At 71.7% G+C, this 16,039-nt stretch carries 10 protein-coding genes; 6 read left to right on the forward strand and 4 right to left on the reverse strand.

The annotated features are described in order from the left end of the window. Window positions 1–68: 68 nt before the first annotated feature. Window positions 69–1,235: an MFS transporter gene (locus OG453_RS41015; protein WP_266873904.1), complete on the forward strand. Its 1,167-nt coding sequence runs from the start codon at window positions 69–71 to the stop codon at window positions 1,233–1,235. Here the strand turns inward: OG453_RS41015 and OG453_RS41020 are convergent. After that, entirely contained in the window at window positions 1,221–2,351 is a 1,131-nt protein-coding gene (locus OG453_RS41020) for a glutamate--cysteine ligase (protein WP_266873808.1), read from the reverse strand. The two genes, OG453_RS41015 and OG453_RS41020, sit on opposite strands and share 15 nt — an antisense overlap. 127 nt (window positions 2,352–2,478) lie before the next feature. On the opposite strand from OG453_RS41020, the gene OG453_RS41025 reads away from it, so the two are divergent. Then, window positions 2,479–3,240, forward strand: coding sequence for an NAD(P)/FAD-dependent oxidoreductase (locus OG453_RS41025; RefSeq protein ID WP_266873809.1), 762 nt, complete (start codon window positions 2,479–2,481; stop codon window positions 3,238–3,240). After that, window positions 3,237–3,947, forward strand: a complete 711-nt coding sequence (locus OG453_RS41030; RefSeq protein WP_266873810.1) for an NAD(P)/FAD-dependent oxidoreductase — start codon at window positions 3,237–3,239, stop codon at window positions 3,945–3,947. The genes OG453_RS41025 and OG453_RS41030 overlap by 4 nt, the downstream gene beginning before the upstream one ends. Before the next feature lie 22 nt (window positions 3,948–3,969). Here the strand turns inward: OG453_RS41030 and OG453_RS41035 are convergent, their stop codons facing one another. Further along, window positions 3,970–4,548 (reverse strand): TetR/AcrR family transcriptional regulator, encoded by a 579-nt coding sequence (locus OG453_RS41035; protein ID WP_266873905.1) that lies wholly within the window; start codon window positions 4,546–4,548, stop codon window positions 3,970–3,972. Between the two features lie 111 nt (window positions 4,549–4,659). On the opposite strand from OG453_RS41035, the gene OG453_RS41040 reads away from it, so the two are divergent. Then, the gene (locus tag OG453_RS41040) at window positions 4,660–5,682 is read left to right on the forward strand and encodes an NADP-dependent oxidoreductase (RefSeq protein ID WP_266873811.1); all 1,023 of its coding nucleotides are present in this window, start codon (window positions 4,660–4,662) and stop codon (window positions 5,680–5,682) included. Between the two features lie 37 nt (window positions 5,683–5,719). Here OG453_RS41040 and OG453_RS41045 read toward each other — a convergent pair whose 3' ends face one another. Next, complete coding sequence (locus tag OG453_RS41045) at window positions 5,720–6,064, reverse strand: EthD domain-containing protein (RefSeq protein ID WP_266873812.1); 345 nt, start codon at window positions 6,062–6,064, stop codon at window positions 5,720–5,722. A gap of 110 nt (window positions 6,065–6,174) precedes the next feature. Between OG453_RS41045 and OG453_RS41050 the strand changes: the two genes are divergently transcribed. Next, window positions 6,175–6,657, forward strand: a complete 483-nt coding sequence (locus OG453_RS41050) for a MarR family winged helix-turn-helix transcriptional regulator (protein WP_266873813.1) — start codon at window positions 6,175–6,177, stop codon at window positions 6,655–6,657. 45 nt (window positions 6,658–6,702) lie between these two features. Here OG453_RS41050 and map read toward each other — a convergent pair whose 3' ends face one another. Beyond that, window positions 6,703–7,473 (reverse strand): type I methionyl aminopeptidase, encoded by a 771-nt coding sequence (gene map / locus OG453_RS41055; protein ID WP_266873814.1) that lies wholly within the window; start codon window positions 7,471–7,473, stop codon window positions 6,703–6,705. Window positions 7,474–7,676: 203 nt separating this feature from the next. Between map and OG453_RS41060 the strand changes: the two genes are divergently transcribed. Next, window positions 7,677–15,908: a type I polyketide synthase gene (locus OG453_RS41060; protein WP_266873815.1), complete on the forward strand. Its 8,232-nt coding sequence runs from the start codon at window positions 7,677–7,679 to the stop codon at window positions 15,906–15,908. Window positions 15,909–16,039: the final 131 nt, after the last annotated feature.

Consider the following 16,039-nt stretch of genomic DNA (forward strand, 5'->3'; position numbering starts at 1 on the left):
CCGCACGCCAGAGACGAGGACCCATCGTGAGCCATCCGCCCATAGCCCCTGCCGCCCCGAAGCGGGCCATGTGGCCGCTGTACGCGGCGGGGTTCACCACCGCCTTCGGCGCGCACGGCATCGCCGCCAACCTCGGCGGCTTCTCCGCGGACGCCGTCACTTCCCTCCTGGTCCTGGGCGGTCTGCTCGCCCTGTATGACGGCGCCGAGGTAATCCTCAAGCCGGTGTTCGGCTCGCTCGCCGACCGCATCGGCGGCAAGCCGGTCCTGCTCGGCGGCCTGATCGCGTTCGCCGCCGCCTCCGCCCTGTACGCCATCGCGGACAGCCCCGGCTGGCTGTGGGCGGCCCGCCTGGGCCAGGGCGCGGCGGCCTCCGCGTTCTCCCCGTCCGCCTCCGCGCTGGTGGCCCGCCTCAACCCGGCGGCCAAGCGCGGGCGTGCGTTCGGCAGTTACGGCTTCTACAAGTCCATCGGCTACACCCTCGGCCCGCTGCTCGGCGGCGTCCTGGTCTGGGCGGGCGGCCTGCGCCTGCTGTTCACGGTGATGGCCGTGTGCGCGGCGGCCGTCGCACTGTGGGCCGCGCTCGCCGTCCCCGCCGTACCGCCGCTGCCCCGCAAGCGCCAGACCGTCGCCGACCTCGCGCGGCGCCTGGCCGACCGCTCCTTCCTCGCCCCGACCGCCGCGCTCGCCGCGGCCACCGCCGCGCTCTCCGTCGGCGTGGGCTTCCTGCCCGTCTCGGGAGCCGCGGCCGGGCTCGGCACCGTGGCCACCGGCGCCGCCGTCTCCGTCCTCGCCGCCACCGCCGCCGTCGTCCAGCCCAAGGCCGGCCGCGCCCTGGACGCCGGACGCCTGAGCACCCGTACCGGACTACTGGCCGGACTGCTCATCACCGCCGCAGGACTCGCCGCCGCGATGCTGCCCGGCCTGGCCGGGGTCCTGCCGGCCGCCGCCCTCATCGGCACCGGCACCGGTCTGATCACCCCGCTCGGCTTCGCCGCCCTCGCCGCATCGACGCCGGAGGAGCGCATGGGCCAGACCATGGGCTCGGCCGAACTCGGCCGCGAACTGGGCGACGCCGGGGGGCCATTGCTCGTGGCGGGCGTCGCCACCGCCGCCACGCTCACCTACGGCTACGCGGCTCTGGCCGTCCTCCTGGCCGCAGGCGCGCTGCCCGTCCTGGCCGGCCACCGCCGAACGGCAGACGGCCGGAACGCCGGAGGGTCAGTCCCCCGTTGACACCGCCGGCGGGCTCATGGACAAGGACAAGTGGTCGACCACGTCGTGCAGGTTCGAGCGGCGGCGGTGGACCGCCCGTTGACGGTCGGCCCCGTTGCCCTCCGCGCACAGGCGTGCCCAGCCGGCCCTGACCACCTCCAGGTCGCCGTGGCGGTGCAGGGCGGGCCGGATCCAGGACAGCATCCGCTGGACGTGTGTCCGCGCCGGGACGAGACGGCCGGTGAGCGGGTCGACGCCGTGGCCCGTCAGCCCGTCACGGGCCGCGCGCCAGCAGGCCGCGCGCAGCAACTCCGGCTCGGGCCGCGGTGCCGGCTCACCGGACGCGATGGCGCGGAGCGCGGTGGCCGCCAGTGCCCGTACGACGGCGGCGAGCAGGGCGGTGTCCTCGACGGCGCACGCCGCGTCGGCGATGCGGACCTCCAGGGTGGGCACGTGATGGGAGGGCCTGATGTCCCAGTACAGGGCGCTGCGGTCCATGATCGCGCCGGTGGCCACACAGCGGCCCACGAGTTCGTCGAAGTGGGCCGGGGACTCGAAGTACGGCGGTGGGCCCGCGACCGGCCACCGCGCCCAGACCATCGTGCGCCAGCTCGCGTAACCGGTGTCCCGCCCTGCCCAGTACGGCGAGTTCGCGAGGAGGGCGACGAGGACCGGGAGCCAGGGCCGCAGCCAGTTGCTGACTTGAAGCGTGCCTGCCGGATGGTCCGGCAGGCCGATGTGGATGTGGCAGGCACAGACGGTCTGTTCGTCGTCAAGGGCGCGGAAGTCCGCGACGCTCCGCCTGTAGCGCGGGTCCGGGACGACGGGAGGCGGCGCGGGCTCGTCGATGACGGGCGTTCCGCTGGAGATGGCGCGCACCCCCTGCTGTTCGGCGGCAACGCCGACCGCGGCCCGCATGGCGCGCACCTGCTCCGCCAGTGCGGACAGGTCGGTGTGCGCATCGGTCCGCGCCTCGACCTGATAGCGCGTCAGTTCCGTACCGACCCGCGTGCCGAGTTCGGGCGCGGCCGCGGCCACCACCTTCACGCTGTGCGGAGCGAGCTTCCGGAACACCGGGTCGACCAGCAGGTATTCCTCCTCCAGACCCACCGTCAGATGTTCCGGCGCTGCCTGCACGGACGTCCTCCCTCGATGTCGGCCGCAAGGGGCGGTCTTGCGCGTAGGGGGCGGCTCCGGCTCCACTGGGCAGGGGCGGTGACCATGATGTCACGGCCGGTAACCGCAGGGAGGGCGCATTCCGGGCATGCCGCCGGGCGGGCCGGGCGCGGCTCCCTACGACGAGGAGCGCGGGTCCCCCTACGACGAGGAGCTTGGCGTGGACGAGCGGACCCAGGTGCTGGTCGCCGGCGGCGGACCGGCAGGCGCCACCGCCGCAACCCTCCTCGCCCGGCAGGGTTTCGATGTGACCCTGCTGGAACGGGACCGCTTTCCCCGCTACCACATCGGGGAGTCCCTGCTGCCCTCGCTGCTGCCCGTACTGGACGTGATGGGCGCACGCGAAGCGGTCGAGCGCCACGGCTTCACCCGCAAGACCGGAGCCTTCTACGGCTGGAGCGGGCAGGAGTGGCAACTGCGGTTCGACACTTCGGACCGGCCCGCCGCCTACAGCTTCCAGGTCATCCGCTCCGAGTTCGACCATCTGCTCCTGGAGCATGCCCGCGCGCAGGGAGTACGGGTGCGCGAGGAGACACAGGTACGCCGTGTCGGATTCGACGGATACCGCACGACCTCGGCCACCTGGACCTCCCGGTACGGCCGCGCCGGACAGACGCACTTCCGGTGCCTCGTCGACGCCTCCGGCCGGGCCGGAGTCCTGGCCGCACGCCAGTTGCGCACCCGCCGGTTCCACGACGTCTTCCGCAATGTCGCCGCCTGGGGATACTGCGCGGCGCCGCGCCCCTGCCGGACACACCGGAGGGCGCGATCGGCGTCTTCTCCCTGCCCGAGCACGGATGAATCTGGGCCATCCCCCTCCACGACGGCACCCTCAGCGTCGGCCTGGTGACGGACAAGCACTCCTTCAACCGGGCACGCGATCAACACGGCTCCGTCGACCGCCTCTACGCGCAGGCGCTCACCCAATGTCCGCTGCTCGAGCGCATGTTGGACGGTGCGCAGCGCGTCTCAGGCCTCAAGGTGGAGAGCGATTATTCTTACGTGGCCGAGGAGTTCTGCGGCCCCGGCTACTACCTCACCGGGGACGCCGCCTGCTTCCTGGACCCCCTGCTCTCCACGGGCGTCCATCTGGCCATGTACAGCGGGCTGCTCTCCGCCGCCGCGATCGGCAGCGTGCTGCGCGGCGAGATCGACGAGGCCTCGGCCCAGCGCTTCTACCGCACCGCCTACCGGCACGCCTACGAGCGCCTGCTCATCCTGGTCGGCGCCTTCTACCGGATCCACGACGGCCGCGACGCGTACTTCCGCAAGGCCCAGACCCTCAGCCACCGCGACCAGCAGGACCTGCGTCTGCACGAGTCGTTCCTCAACATCGTGACCGGTGCCGAAGACCTCGGCGACGCCCAGGACGAGGCCGTCGCCACCCTCATCGACAGACTCCGCCGACCACTCGACGGCCACCGCGCGCAGGGCCTCGCCGGCCACGGAACCAGCCACATGGTCCCGCTGCCCACCCGACCGGAACAGGCGTCGGCCGGCCTCTACCTCACCCTCGACCCCGTGGGGCTCCGCCGGGCGGAGACCGACCACTCATGACGGCCGCCGCTCGTAAGGCCTGTCAGCCGCTTTCCCGCTCGGCATGACCGCTCCCTGCGTTCGTCAGAATCGCGCTCGCGACAACGTCGAAGAGGCGGTCGGCGCGCGGCGCGAGCGAGGGCTGATCGCCGAGCCAGGCGAGCATGGCCACCAGCGCGAACAGATCGGCGCCATCGACATCACTGCGCGCCACGCCGGCGGCCTGGGCGCGGGCGAGGAGCCGCGCACCGGCCGCGCGCAGGGTGACGCACGAGGCGTGGAGTGCGGATTCGGTGTCCTCGATGGCGGCCGCCATCAGCACGGTCACGCCTCGATACTCGGTCGTCCAGGCGACGCAGTCGCGCAGCCACGAGACGAGGGCGTCTTCGGGTGAGCTGGACGTCTCGAACTCGCCTGCCTTTGCCGTGAATTCGTCGAAGCTCGTGCGGAGCAGGGCTTCGAGCAGCGCCTCGCGCGTCGGGAAGTGCCGCAGCAGCGTCGCGAGCCCGACATCGGCCCTGCGCGCGATGTCGCGCAGGGACACGTCGACGCCTTGCTCGGTGATGGCGGTGCCCGCTACGGCGAGCAGGTGGTCGCGGTTCTTCCTGGCGTCGGCCCGCATCTGTCCCTCTTGACTATCCGGATCAGCGGTCCATATATTCGGATCACTGATCCATTTATGTGGATCGCTGATCCGCATAAGCGTATCCCGCGGCGCGAGCAGGAGAAGACGATGCCGACACACACGATGAGGGCGGTCCGCCTCCATGAGCACGGCGGCCCTGAAGTTCTGCGTCATGACGACGAGTTACCCATTCCCGAGCCGGGGCCGGGCGAGGTTCTGGTGCGCGTACACGCGGTCGGCATCAACCCTCCGGACTGGTACCTGCGCGGCGGGCTGACCGAGGTGCCCGGGGAGCCGGAAGCGACGGTCAGGCTGCCGGTGATCCCGGGGACGGACGTGTCGGGCGTCGTCGAGGCCGTCGCCGGGGACGCGGCAGAGGCAGCCGGCCTGGCCGTGGGAGACGAGGTCTTCGGCCTGTTGCGCTTTCCCAGCTTCGACGGCAGCGCATACGCCGAATATGTGACCGCGCCCGTCTCGGACCTCGCACGCAAGCCGGCCGGCATCGACCACGTACACGCCGCCGGTGCGCCCATGGCCGGACTGACGGCATGGCAGTTCCTGATCGAGCTCGGACACGACCGCCCTTCGCCCTTCCAGAAGGCGTGGCATCGCCCGACGGCACTCGACAGCGACACGACGGTGCTCATCAACGGCGCCGCGGGCGGAGTGGGGCACTTCGCGCTGCAACTGGCGAAATGGAAGGGCGCACGCGTCATCGCGGTGGCATCGGGCGCGCACGAATCGTTCCTGGGCGAGCTCGGCGCCGACCAGTTCATCGACTACACGAAGAGCCGCCCCGAGGAACTCGTGCACGACATCGACCTCGTTCTCGACACCGTCGGCGGCCCCGACAGCCGCCGCTTCCTGAGCACGCTCAAGCGCGGCGGCGCCCTCTTCCCGGTGTTCCCCGGCGAATTCGACGAAGAGGAGACCGCGAAACTGGGCGTCACGGTCTCGGTCGCACAGGTCCGCTCGAACGGCGCGCAACTCGCCGAACTGGGACGCCTGCTCGACGCGGGAACGGTCCGCGTCGCGATCGACAGCACGTACGCGCTCGCGGACGCCCGGGCCGCGCACGAACGCGCCGCCCGAGGACACATCCAGGGCAAGATCGTGCTCACGGTCACTTAGAACCCCCAGGTGATTCGCCCCCCGGCGTCGGTGTTGTTCAGCCGAAGATCGCGCTCTCGGTGGCGTAGAGGAAACGGGTCCGGGAGCGGTCGAGGAAGTTCTCCTCGTCCGCGGCGACGGTCGTGGTGTACGTGTCAGAGGTGAACCAGCGGGCGGCGTCGGCGATGTCGTCGACCCACACCTCGGCGACGCCGTCGTAGGCGGCGGTGGTTATGCCGGGGATCTCGTCGTCGGTGGGCAGGAGTTGGACGTAGCGCCGGACCGGGACCTCTCCGGCGGGCAGGCTCGAGAGCAGCGGGGTGTGCTTCTGCGTCCAGTACTCCACGAACTCCTCGTGAGAGAGGTCTGCCCGCCGGGTCAGGAAGATGCTGAGCTTGATCACAGAGAGCTCCTTGAGGCCGCATTTGACTTGCCTGGGCAACTCACAAGGTAGACCGCACTGACTTGCCTGGGCAACAGATGTCTCTTGCCCAGGCAAGTAGGATGGGTCACATGGACGAACCGTCACCGTGGCTCGACGCCGAGCAGCAGAAACTCTGGCAGGACCTTCTCACCGTCGTGATCGCACTGCCTGCGGCCCTGGACCGCCAGTTGCGGCGCGACGCGGGCATCACGAACTTCGAGTACGGCGTGCTCGCCCGACTGTCGATGGCGCATCAGGCCACCATGCGGTTCAGCGAATTGGCCCGGGACTGCGACAGCACTCTCCCGCGACTGTCAAAGCTGATGGACCGCTTCGAGGCGCGAGAGTGGATCGCTCGCCGAATCGACCCGAGCGACGGTCGCTACACCTTGGCCACGCTGACCGACAGCGGCCGGCAGAAGCTGGCCGACAGCGCGCCGGGGCATGTCGCGCAGGTGCGCCGACTCGTCTTCGACCCCCTGACCGCCGCACAGCGCCGCCACTTCGGCGCGGCACTCTCCGGCGTCGCCGAAACCGTACGCCGGGAGGCCGCCGGCGGCCCCACCGGGTGAGCGTGCTCACCGGGCGGCGCGGTCATCGCGGCCTCATGACCGCGCCTACTGCTGCAGGGTGAGGATTTCGGCTCCGTCGTCGGTGATGGCGATGGTGTGCTCGCTGTGCGCCGTCCGGCAGCCCGTCGCGCTTCGGAGTGTCCACCCGTCGGGATCGGTGATGAGCTGGGCGGTGTCCGCCATGACCCACGGCTCCAGGGCGAGGAGCAGCCCAGGGCGCAGTTTGTATCCGCGGCCGGGCCGCCCGGTGTTCGCGACGTGCGGGTCCTGGTGCATCGTCGATCCGATGCCATGACCTCCGAACTCGGTGTTGATCCGGTACCCCGCCTCGCCGAGGACCGTGCCGATGGCATGGGAGATGTCACCGATGCGGGCCCCCGGCCCGGCGGCGGCGATCCCCGCGGCCAGCGCGCGCTCGGTCGTACTGATCAACGCGACGCTCTGCGGCGGCTTCGCGTCGCCCACGATGAAGCTGATGGCGGCGTCCGCTGCGACTCCGCCCTTGGAGACGGCGAGGTCGAGGGTCAGCAGATCGCCGTCGGCAAGCGCGTAGTCGTACGGCAGTCCGTGGAGCACGGCGTCGTTGACGGCCGTGCAGATGTAGTGGCCGAACGGGCCGCGCCCGAAGGACGGCGCGTAGTCGACGTAGCAGGACTGCGCCCCAGCCTCGACGATCATCTTCTCGGCCCACCGGTCGATGTCCAGAAGGTTCGTGCCGACCGCGCTTCGGCCCTTCAGTGTCTGCAGGATGTCGGCGACCAGGGCGCCGGTGTCTTTCGCCCGGGCCAGCAGGGTGGGGTTCAGGATCTCGATCATGCGGCGCCCTCCTCATGTAGCCAATAACTATACCGGTCAAACTATACCGGTACGAGAATGGGGGCACCCGTAGGCGTCCGCGGCGCCGCTCTCCGCCTCCGGCGTTGGGTGGAGTCGCTCACGCGGCTGATCCACGACGGCCACCGTTCCGCGTCCGCGTAGGCTCAACACCCGTACACCGCAAGGAAGGTGGAAGGCGGAGCATGACGCGTGACGAGCTGATCCGGCCGGTTCCCGCACTGCTGAAGGAGCACGCCGAGTCGGCGCCCCGGCGTGTCGCGTACACCGACTCCCGGCGCAGCGTCACCTACTCCGAGCTGGAGCGGCGCACCCGCGCGCTGGCGGGGTACGTCACCCGTACCGGACTCCGCCGCGGTGACCGCGTCGCGATCTGCCTCGGCAACTGCGTCGAGATGGTGGAGAGTTGTCTCGCCGTCCTGCGGGCCGGGATGGTCGGCGTCCCGCTCGACCCGCGGTCCTCCGACACCGAGCTGGCTCACTTCCTTCAGGACAGCGGTGCCGACTTCGTCATCGTGGACGCCACGCGCCTCGCGCAACTCCGGCGCCTGGGAGCGCCGTACGACCGCTTGGGTGTGCTGGTCACGGGGGCGGATCCGGTGCCGGACGGCGCCCCGCGGTTCGAGAGCGCGGCCGAGAGTGGCAGTGCCGCCGAGAGTGTCGGTGCTCCCGAGAGTGTCGGTGCCGCCGAGATCGACCTGCTGGGGCTCGACGATCCGGCCTGGATGCTCTACACCTCCGGCACCACGAACCGGCCCAAGGGCGTGCTGTCCACGCAGCGGGCCGCGCTGTGGTCCGTGGCCGCCTGCTACGCCCCGATCTTCGGCCTCGCGTCCGACGACCGACTGCTCTGGCCCCTTCCGCTGTTCCACAGTTTCAGCCACTCGCTGGCGATCCTGGGCGTCACGGCCGTGGGCGCGAGCGCCCGAATCGCCGATGTGCTGCTGCCGCCGGACGGTCTGCGACAGGAGTTGCACACGGCGTACGAGGCGCTCGGTGGGCCCTTCACCATGCTGGCCGGCGTGCCCGCCACGTATCACCGGCTTGTCGATTCAGCCGGAGAGGCCCCGCAAACCCTCCGGGTGTGTGTCGTGGCCGGTGCACCGAGTGGTCCCGCTCTGCGCGCGGCCGTGGAGGAGGCCACGGGGGCACCCTTGCTCGACATGTACGGCAGCACCGAGACCTGCGGCGCCATCACGGCGAACCGTCCCCAAGGGTCCAGGGTCGACGGTTCCTGCGGGCTGCCCGTCCCGGGCGTGGACGTGCGCATCGTCGACCCGAGGAGCGGCGAGGGCGTCCCGGACGGAGCCGAGGGTGAGGTCTGGGTGCGCGGGCCGAACCTGATGACGGGGTACCACGGGCAGCCCGGGGCCACGGCCTCCGCACTGCGGGACGGCTGGTATCGCACCGGCGACCTCGGCCGCCGCGTCGAACACGGCCACCTCGGACTCACCGGCCGCGTCAGCGAGTTGATCATCCGCGGCGGCGAGAACATCCACCCGACCGAGGTCGAGCAAGCGCTGCTGCAGTGCCCCGGCGTGTCCGACGCCGTGGTGGTGGGGGTGCCGCACGCCGTGCTTGGCGAGGTGCCGGTCGCCTTCGTCGTACCGGGTCCGGACGGGATCGACGCACGGCAGGTACTCGCCGGGTGCCGTACCCGGCTCGCCGACTACAAAGTGCCGACCGAGATCCACGAGATCGCCGCCGTCCCGCGCACCGCGTCCGGCAAGACCGCCCGCCACAAGCTGGCCGCCCCTGCCCCGCCGGCCTCGGTCACGGTCGAAACCGCTCTGCGCGCGCGGCTCCTCCGTCTCTCGCGCGACGAGCAGGAACGCGCCCTGCGCAAGACCGTGCTCACCGAGACGGCCGAGGTCTGCCGCTGCGCGCCGGGCCAACTGCCCGACACGGACGGCACCTTCGCCGATCTCGGCATGACGTCCGTGGGCGCGGTCGAGCTGGTGGACCGGCTCGGTGCGCTGACCGGGCTGAGCCTGCCGGCGACGCTCGTCTTCGACCATCCGACGCCGGCCGACGTGGCCGGGTATCTGCGCGTCGCGCTCTTCGAGGGCGAGCCCATGGAGCACCCGCGGCCGTACGGCGGGCAGGGCCGGAACCACGAGTCCTCCGAGGACGATCCCGTCGTGATCGTCGCGATGGGCTGCCGGTATCCCGGTGACGTCAACTCACCCGATGACTTATGGGAGTTGGTCGCTCAGGGCAGGGACGCCATCTCCGAGTTCCCGGCCGACCGCGGCTGGGATCTGGACGCCCTGTACGACCCCGATCCCGACCGGATAGGCACCTCGTACACCCGGCATGGTGGATTCCTGCACGGGGCCGCGGAGTTCGACGCCGGTCTGTTCGGGATCGCACCGCGCGAGGCGCTCGCGATGGACCCGCAGCAGCGGCTGCTCCTGGAGACGTCCTGGGAGGTGTGGGAGCGCGCCGGGATCGACCCGGCGTCGCTGCGCGAGAGCGACACGGGGGTGTTCGTCGGCGTGATGCACGGCGACTACGCCGCCCGCTTCACCCGCCCCCACGAGCTGGAGGCGCACCTGGGCCTGGGCTCGACCGGCAGCGTGGCCTCCGGGCGGATCTCGTACGTGTACGGTCTGCGCGGTCCCGCGATCACGGTCGACACCGCATGCTCCTCCTCGCTGGTGGCGCTGCACTGGGCGGCGCAGGCGCTGCGTTCGGGCGAGTGCTCGATGGCGCTGGCCGGCGGGGTCACGGTCATGGCGACGCCCAACCCCTTCCTCGCCTTCAGCCGCCAGCGCGGCCTTTCGCCGGACGGTCGCTGCAAGTCGTTCTCGGCGGCTGCCGACGGCACGGGCTGGGCGGAGGGTGTGGGACTCGTCCTCTTGGAGCGGTTGTCCGACGCGCGGCGGGCCGGTCATCCGGTCCTTGCCGTGCTCCGCGGCTCCGCCGTCAACTCCGACGGCGCGTCCAACGGGCTCACCGCGCCCCACGGTCCCGCACAGCAGCGGCTGATCGCGCGAGCACTCGCGGACGCGGGGCTGCGCGCCGACGACGTGGACGCGGTGGAGGCCCACGGCACGGGCACCCGGCTCGGGGACCCCATCGAGGCGCAGGCCATTCTGGCGACGTACGGACAAGGCCGCGAGCAGCCGCTGTGGCTCGGATCGGTCAAGTCCAACCTCGGGCACACACAGGCGGCCGCCGGAGTCGCCGGCGTCATCAAGATGGTGCAGGCGATGCGGCACGGCGAGCTGCCGGGGAGCTTGTACGCCGACTCGCCGACACCGCACGTGGACTGGAGCGCGGGCCGGGTGGAGCTCCTGACGACCGCCCGCCCCTGGCCCGCCTCGGACCGGCCGCGGCGTGCGGGGGTCTCGGCCTTCGGGATCGGCGGGACCAACGCGCATGTGATCCTGGAAGAGCCGCCGCGGAACGAGGCGGCGGTCCGCCAGGAGACAGCCGCACCGGTGCCGGCTCCGATCCCCGCTCCCTGGCTGCTTTCCGCCGCCGATGAACCTGCCCTCCACGCCCAGGCGCGGCGGCTGGCGTCCGAACTGGCGGACCGGCCGGACCTGTTGCCCGCCGATGTCGCCCACTCGCTGGCCGTCTCGCGCTCCGCACTCACTCATCGGGCGATGGTGCCGGCCGGTGACCGGACACAGCTCGTGGACGCGCTGAGCGCACTCGCGCAGGGGCGGCGCCCGCCGGGAGTCGTACAAGGCGTGGCGAACCCGGGGATCCGTACGGCCTTCCTGTTCACCGGACAAGGGGCCCAGCGCCCCCGGATGGGCGCCGAACTGCGGGTCGCCTTCCCGGTGTTCGCCAAAGCCTTCGACGAGGTCTGCCACTACCTGGACGACCGTCTCCCCCAGCCGCTCAGCGCGGTGCTGTCCGCCGAACCGGGCTCGCCCCAGGCGGACCTCATCCACCGTACGGACTTCACCCAGGCCGGACTCTTCGCCTTCGAGGTGGCGCTGTTCCGGCTGCTTCAGTCGTGGGGCGTGCGACCCGACCGCCTCGTGGGCCATTCCGTGGGCGAGTTGGCGGCGGCGCACGTCGCCGGCGTACTCGATCTGCCCGACGCCGCGACGCTCGTCGCCGCTCGTGGCCGCCTGATGCAGGCGCTGCCCGACGGCGGCGCGATGGTGGCGCTCGACGCGACCGAGGAGGAAGTCCTCGCGGATATGGCTGAGTTCGGGGATCAGGTGGCCGTCGCATCGGTCAACGGGCCTCGTTCGGTGGTGATCTCGGGAGCGGAAAGCGCGGTGCTGGCGGTCGCGGCCGACCTCGAGGAGCGCGGCCGCAGGGCCGTACGTCTGCGGGTGAGTCACGCCTTCCACTCACCCCTGGTGGATCCGATGCTCGACAAATTCCTGGGCGTCGCCCGGACGTTGACCTTCCGGCCACCGCGCATCCCGGTCGTCTCCACCGTGACGGGCCGGGTCGCAGAGGCCGCGGAGCTGTGCTCGCCCGAGTACTGGGCGCGGCATGCACGGCAGCCCGTGCGCTTCGCCGACGCCATACGCAGGCTCGCGGACGACGGAGTCTCGGCGTACCTGGAGCTCGGCCCCGGCCCCGCCCTCACCGCGGCGGCCACCGATTGTCTGGGCGATGCGTTCGATGGCGGCTCCGTGCTCGTCGCGGCCACCGGCCGCGATGCGTACGAACCGGAGACGCTCCTGTCAGCGGTGTCGCGGCTGCATGTGGCCGGGGCGGATGTCGACTGGGCGGCGGTGTACGCGGGCTCCGGCGCGCGGCTCGTGGACCTGCCGACGTACGCCTTCCAACGCCGACGGTACTGGCTGGACGCGCCGCGGACGGCCGCCGTCGACGCTCCGGCGCTGCTGGGCCCCGCCTTTCCGGTGCCGGGCACGGACCGGACCGTACTGACCGGCCTTCTGTCCCTCGTGACGCACCCGTGGCTCGCCGACCATCGCGTCGCCGGGAGGGTGATCGTGCCGGCCACGGTCTTCGTGGAGATGGCCGTGCGGGCAGCCGACGAGGTGGGCTGCGAGGCGGTCGAAGAGCTCGTGATGCTGTCGCCACTCGCCCTGTCCGGTTCGGCGGGGGTGCGTGTCCAGGTCGTGGTGGGCGCGGTGGACGACTCAGGTTGTCGGCCGGTCGACGTCTACTCGCGGCCGGATGGGTCCGACGAGTTCAATGGTTACGGTGGGTCCGTCGGGTCCGGTGAGTCCGTCGGGTCCGGCGAGTCCGACAGGTCCGACAGGTCCGACAGGTCCGACGGGTTCAACGGGTCCGACGGGTTCAGCGAGTCGGAAGGCGAAGGCCCTTGGGCCCACAACGTCTCCGGTCGGCTGGGCAGTGAGCCTACGGCGGAGCACGAGCACGAGCTGACCCAATGGCCTCCCCCTGGCGCCGAGGCACTCGATCTCACCGACGCGTACGCCGCGGTCGCCGATGCCGGACTCGCCTACGGGCCTGCTTTCCAGGGGGTCGGCGCGGTCTGGCGGCGCGGCGACGACGTCTTCGCGGAGGTCCGGCTGCCCGCGGCGCACATCGGGGAAGCGGGCCGCTTCGGGCTGCACCCGGCGCTGTTCGACGCCGCGGCGCACGCGTGTCTGTTCGCCGCACCCGCCGGCACGAGCACGGTGCGGGTGCCTTTCGCGTGGAGCGGGGTGCGCCTGCACGCCTCGGGAGCCACGGAACTGCGAGTCCAGGTGGTTCGGACCGGCGCAGACACGGTCTCACTCACGCTCGCCGACCCGGCCGGGCGACTCGTGGCCTCCGTGGACTCCCTGACCACGAGGGAACTCCCGGCCGAGACCACGAGTCAACTCCCCGCCGACCGGGCCGAGATGACGGACGATTTCGCGGCAAGGGCTCTGCTGCGCCCCGAATGGGTCGCTCTCGAACTCTCCGGTGACGCCGATGACCGCGGATGGGCGGTACGGGGCCGGGACGACTTGAACCTCGCCGGGTTCCTGCCCACCGCCGCCGCACACCCGGAGTTCGTAGCCGTCAGCGCCGTCTCCGCCGCCGCGACCGGGTCCGACCTGCTGTCGGCCGTACACGAGTCGACCGACCGCATGCTCACGACACTGCAGGACTGGCAGGGCGATCCGGACGCGGCAGGCTCACGGCTGGTGGTGGTGACGCGCGATGCCACTGCCCCGGTGCCGGACCTGGCGGGTGCGGCGATGTGGGGACTGGTGCGTACGGCCCAGGCGGAACTGCCCGGTCGCATCGTCCTGGTGGATGTGGACGGGCGTCCCGAGTCACTGCGGCTGCTGCCCGCGGCCGTCGCCACCGGTGAGCCGCAACTCCGGGTACGGGACGGGCAGGTGACGGTTCCGCGACTGGCCGCGGTCAGTAATGCTGCCGAAGACACCGTGGTGGCCACCTTCGGTGCGGACGGCACGGTATTGATCACCGGAGGAACCGGCGCGCTGAGTGCGGAGGTGGCGCGTCATCTTGTCGCGGAACACGGCGTACGGCATCTGCTGCTGACCGGACGCCGTGGGCCGAAGGCGCCCGGAGCCGAGCAACTGCGCGTCGATCTGGAGAAGTTGGGGGCGCAAGTCGGCATCGTCGCCTGTGACGCGGCCGATCGTGCCGCGCTGGCCGGGGTCTTCGAGCGCTGCGATCCGCCGCTGGCGGCTGTGGTGCGCGCCGCCGGGGTCCTAGACGACGGCGTGCTGGACTCGCTGACCCCCGATCGGATGGCGGCCGCGCTGGGGCCCAAGGCCGACGCAGCCTGGCATCTGCACGAACTGACCCGGGGCATGGGCCTTTCGGCGTTCGTCGTGTTCTCCTCCGTCTCCGGTCTGCTCGGCCGGGCGGGCCAGGGCAACTACGCGGCCGCGAACGCCTTCCTGGACGCCCTCGCCCACCGCCGCGCCGCCGAAGGACTGCCGACGCTCTCGCTGGCATGGGGCCCGTGGGAGCACTCCGGCGGCATGGCGGCGGGGCTGGTTCCCGACCACTCCCGACAACGTCCACAGCCACGTGAAGTGCTCGTGCCGCTGTCGACTCAGCGGGGCCTCGCCTTGTTCGACGCCGCGTTGCGCTCGACGGAGCCGGTACTCGCGCCGATACTCCTCGACCGAGCCGCGCTCCAGGCAAGTACGGAGCAGCAACTCCCGGCGCCGCTACGGGGATTCGTCCACCGGAAGCGGCCGACCGCGGCCCCGACGACCTCGGGCTCCGGCTCCGGCTCCGGCTCCGAGCAGGCCGTTGAGCCGAGAGCTTGGCGGAATCTCCTGGACCAGCTGCCCCCGGACGAACGGGAGTCGGCGCTTGTGGAACTGCTGCGGGCCGACGTGGCCGCGGTGCTCGGGTACCCGCACGCCGACGCACTGCCGGTCGGCAAGTCCCTCGCCGAGCTGGGGTTCGACTCCCTGACCGCCGTACAGCTCCGCAACCGGCTGAGCATGGCGCTCAAGGTCCGACTGCCGGTGGCAGTGGTGTTCGAGCACCGCACCGCCGAGGAACTGACACGCCACCTGCTCGGCATGCTGGACGACGAAGCAGTTGCCGCAGCCGCCCCTGAGCCCCCTGGGGCGCCCGAAACCCCCGGGGCCGAGCGCCCCACGTACACCCTCTCCTCTCTCTTCCGGACGGTCAGCGCCGCCGGGCAACCGGTGGCGGCGATGCACCTGCTCGTCACCGCCTCCTGGGCGCTGCCCACCTTCACGGCCACCCAAGGCCACGAGCACGCCCTGCCACCGCGCCGCCGCGCCCACGCACGCCGCGCCCCCGGAGGGCCGACCGTCGTCTACTTCCCGGCCTACCATCCGTCGCTCGCACCGGACGGCGGAGACTTCCCCCGCTTCCACAACGCACTCCAGAACGACCAGCACGACCTGGGCACCCTGAACATCCTGGAGTTCCCACATCCCGGCATCGGCATCGGCGCCGGTGCCGCGGTGCCGGAGGACCGCGCCGCCCTGGCGCGCACCCAGGCCGAGAGCGTGCTGCGGCATGTCGGTGACGGGCCCTTCGCGATCGTGGGTCGCTCGGCGGGCGGCAATGTGGCGCACCTGGTGGCCCACCACCTGGAAGGCATGGGCCGGGCACCGACCGGCCTCGTACTCCTTGACACGTACCACATCACCCCACGCAACAGCGGCAAGGACTGGCTGCTGTCCCTGGCCGCCCCACCGCCGCGCGAGACCGGAGGGACCGACTTCGCCGACGACGACAGCACCCTGGCCGCGGTGGGCGCCTACAACCGGATCTTCCTCGACTGGGATCCCGAGCCCGTCGCCACGCCCACCCTCCTGGTCCGCGCCTCGCTCCCCACGCCCGCCATGACGGCCTCCGCGGACGCCGACGACTGGCGGACGTCCTGGCCGTCGGCGCACGAGGTCGTGGACGTCCCCGGCGATCACCTGACGATGATGCGGGAGCACGCGGAAACCACCGTGTCCGCGATCCGCACGTGGATCCAGGCGCGCACGGCGAAGGCGGCCTCCTGAGGCTGGTCTGCGCGGCCTGCGCAACCGTAGGTGGCATAAAGCGACGGCGCCCGGCGCCTTCACCTCCTCGGCGCGACGCTCGGACGCGGTGATCCTGTGCGTCTGGACAGCAGTGGAACCCAGCACAGTCT

The organism is Streptomyces sp. NBC_01381 (assembly GCF_026340305.1).
In the GTDB taxonomy this organism is placed as follows: Bacteria; Actinomycetota; Actinomycetes; order Streptomycetales; family Streptomycetaceae; genus Streptomyces.

Bases quoted from the DNA above. Each gene is read 5' to 3' on its own strand.
- OG453_RS41025 (WP_266873809.1), top strand. From the start codon at position 2,479: ATGCCGCCGGGCGGGCCGGGCGCGGCTCCCTACGACGAGGAGCGCGGG.
- OG453_RS41040 (WP_266873811.1), top strand. From the start codon at position 4,660: ATGCCGACACACACGATGAGGGCGGTCCGCCTCCATGAGCACGGCGGC.
- OG453_RS41060 (WP_266873815.1), top strand. From the start codon at position 7,677: ATGACGCGTGACGAGCTGATCCGGCCGGTTCCCGCACTGCTGAAGGAG.
- map (WP_266873814.1), bottom strand. From the start codon at position 7,473: ATGATCGAGATCCTGAACCCCACCCTGCTGGCCCGGGCGAAAGACACC.
- OG453_RS41050 (WP_266873813.1), top strand. From the start codon at position 6,175: ATGGACGAACCGTCACCGTGGCTCGACGCCGAGCAGCAGAAACTCTGG.
- OG453_RS41015 (WP_266873904.1), top strand. From the start codon at position 69: ATGTGGCCGCTGTACGCGGCGGGGTTCACCACCGCCTTCGGCGCGCAC.
- OG453_RS41035 (WP_266873905.1), bottom strand. From the start codon at position 4,548: ATGCGGGCCGACGCCAGGAAGAACCGCGACCACCTGCTCGCCGTAGCG.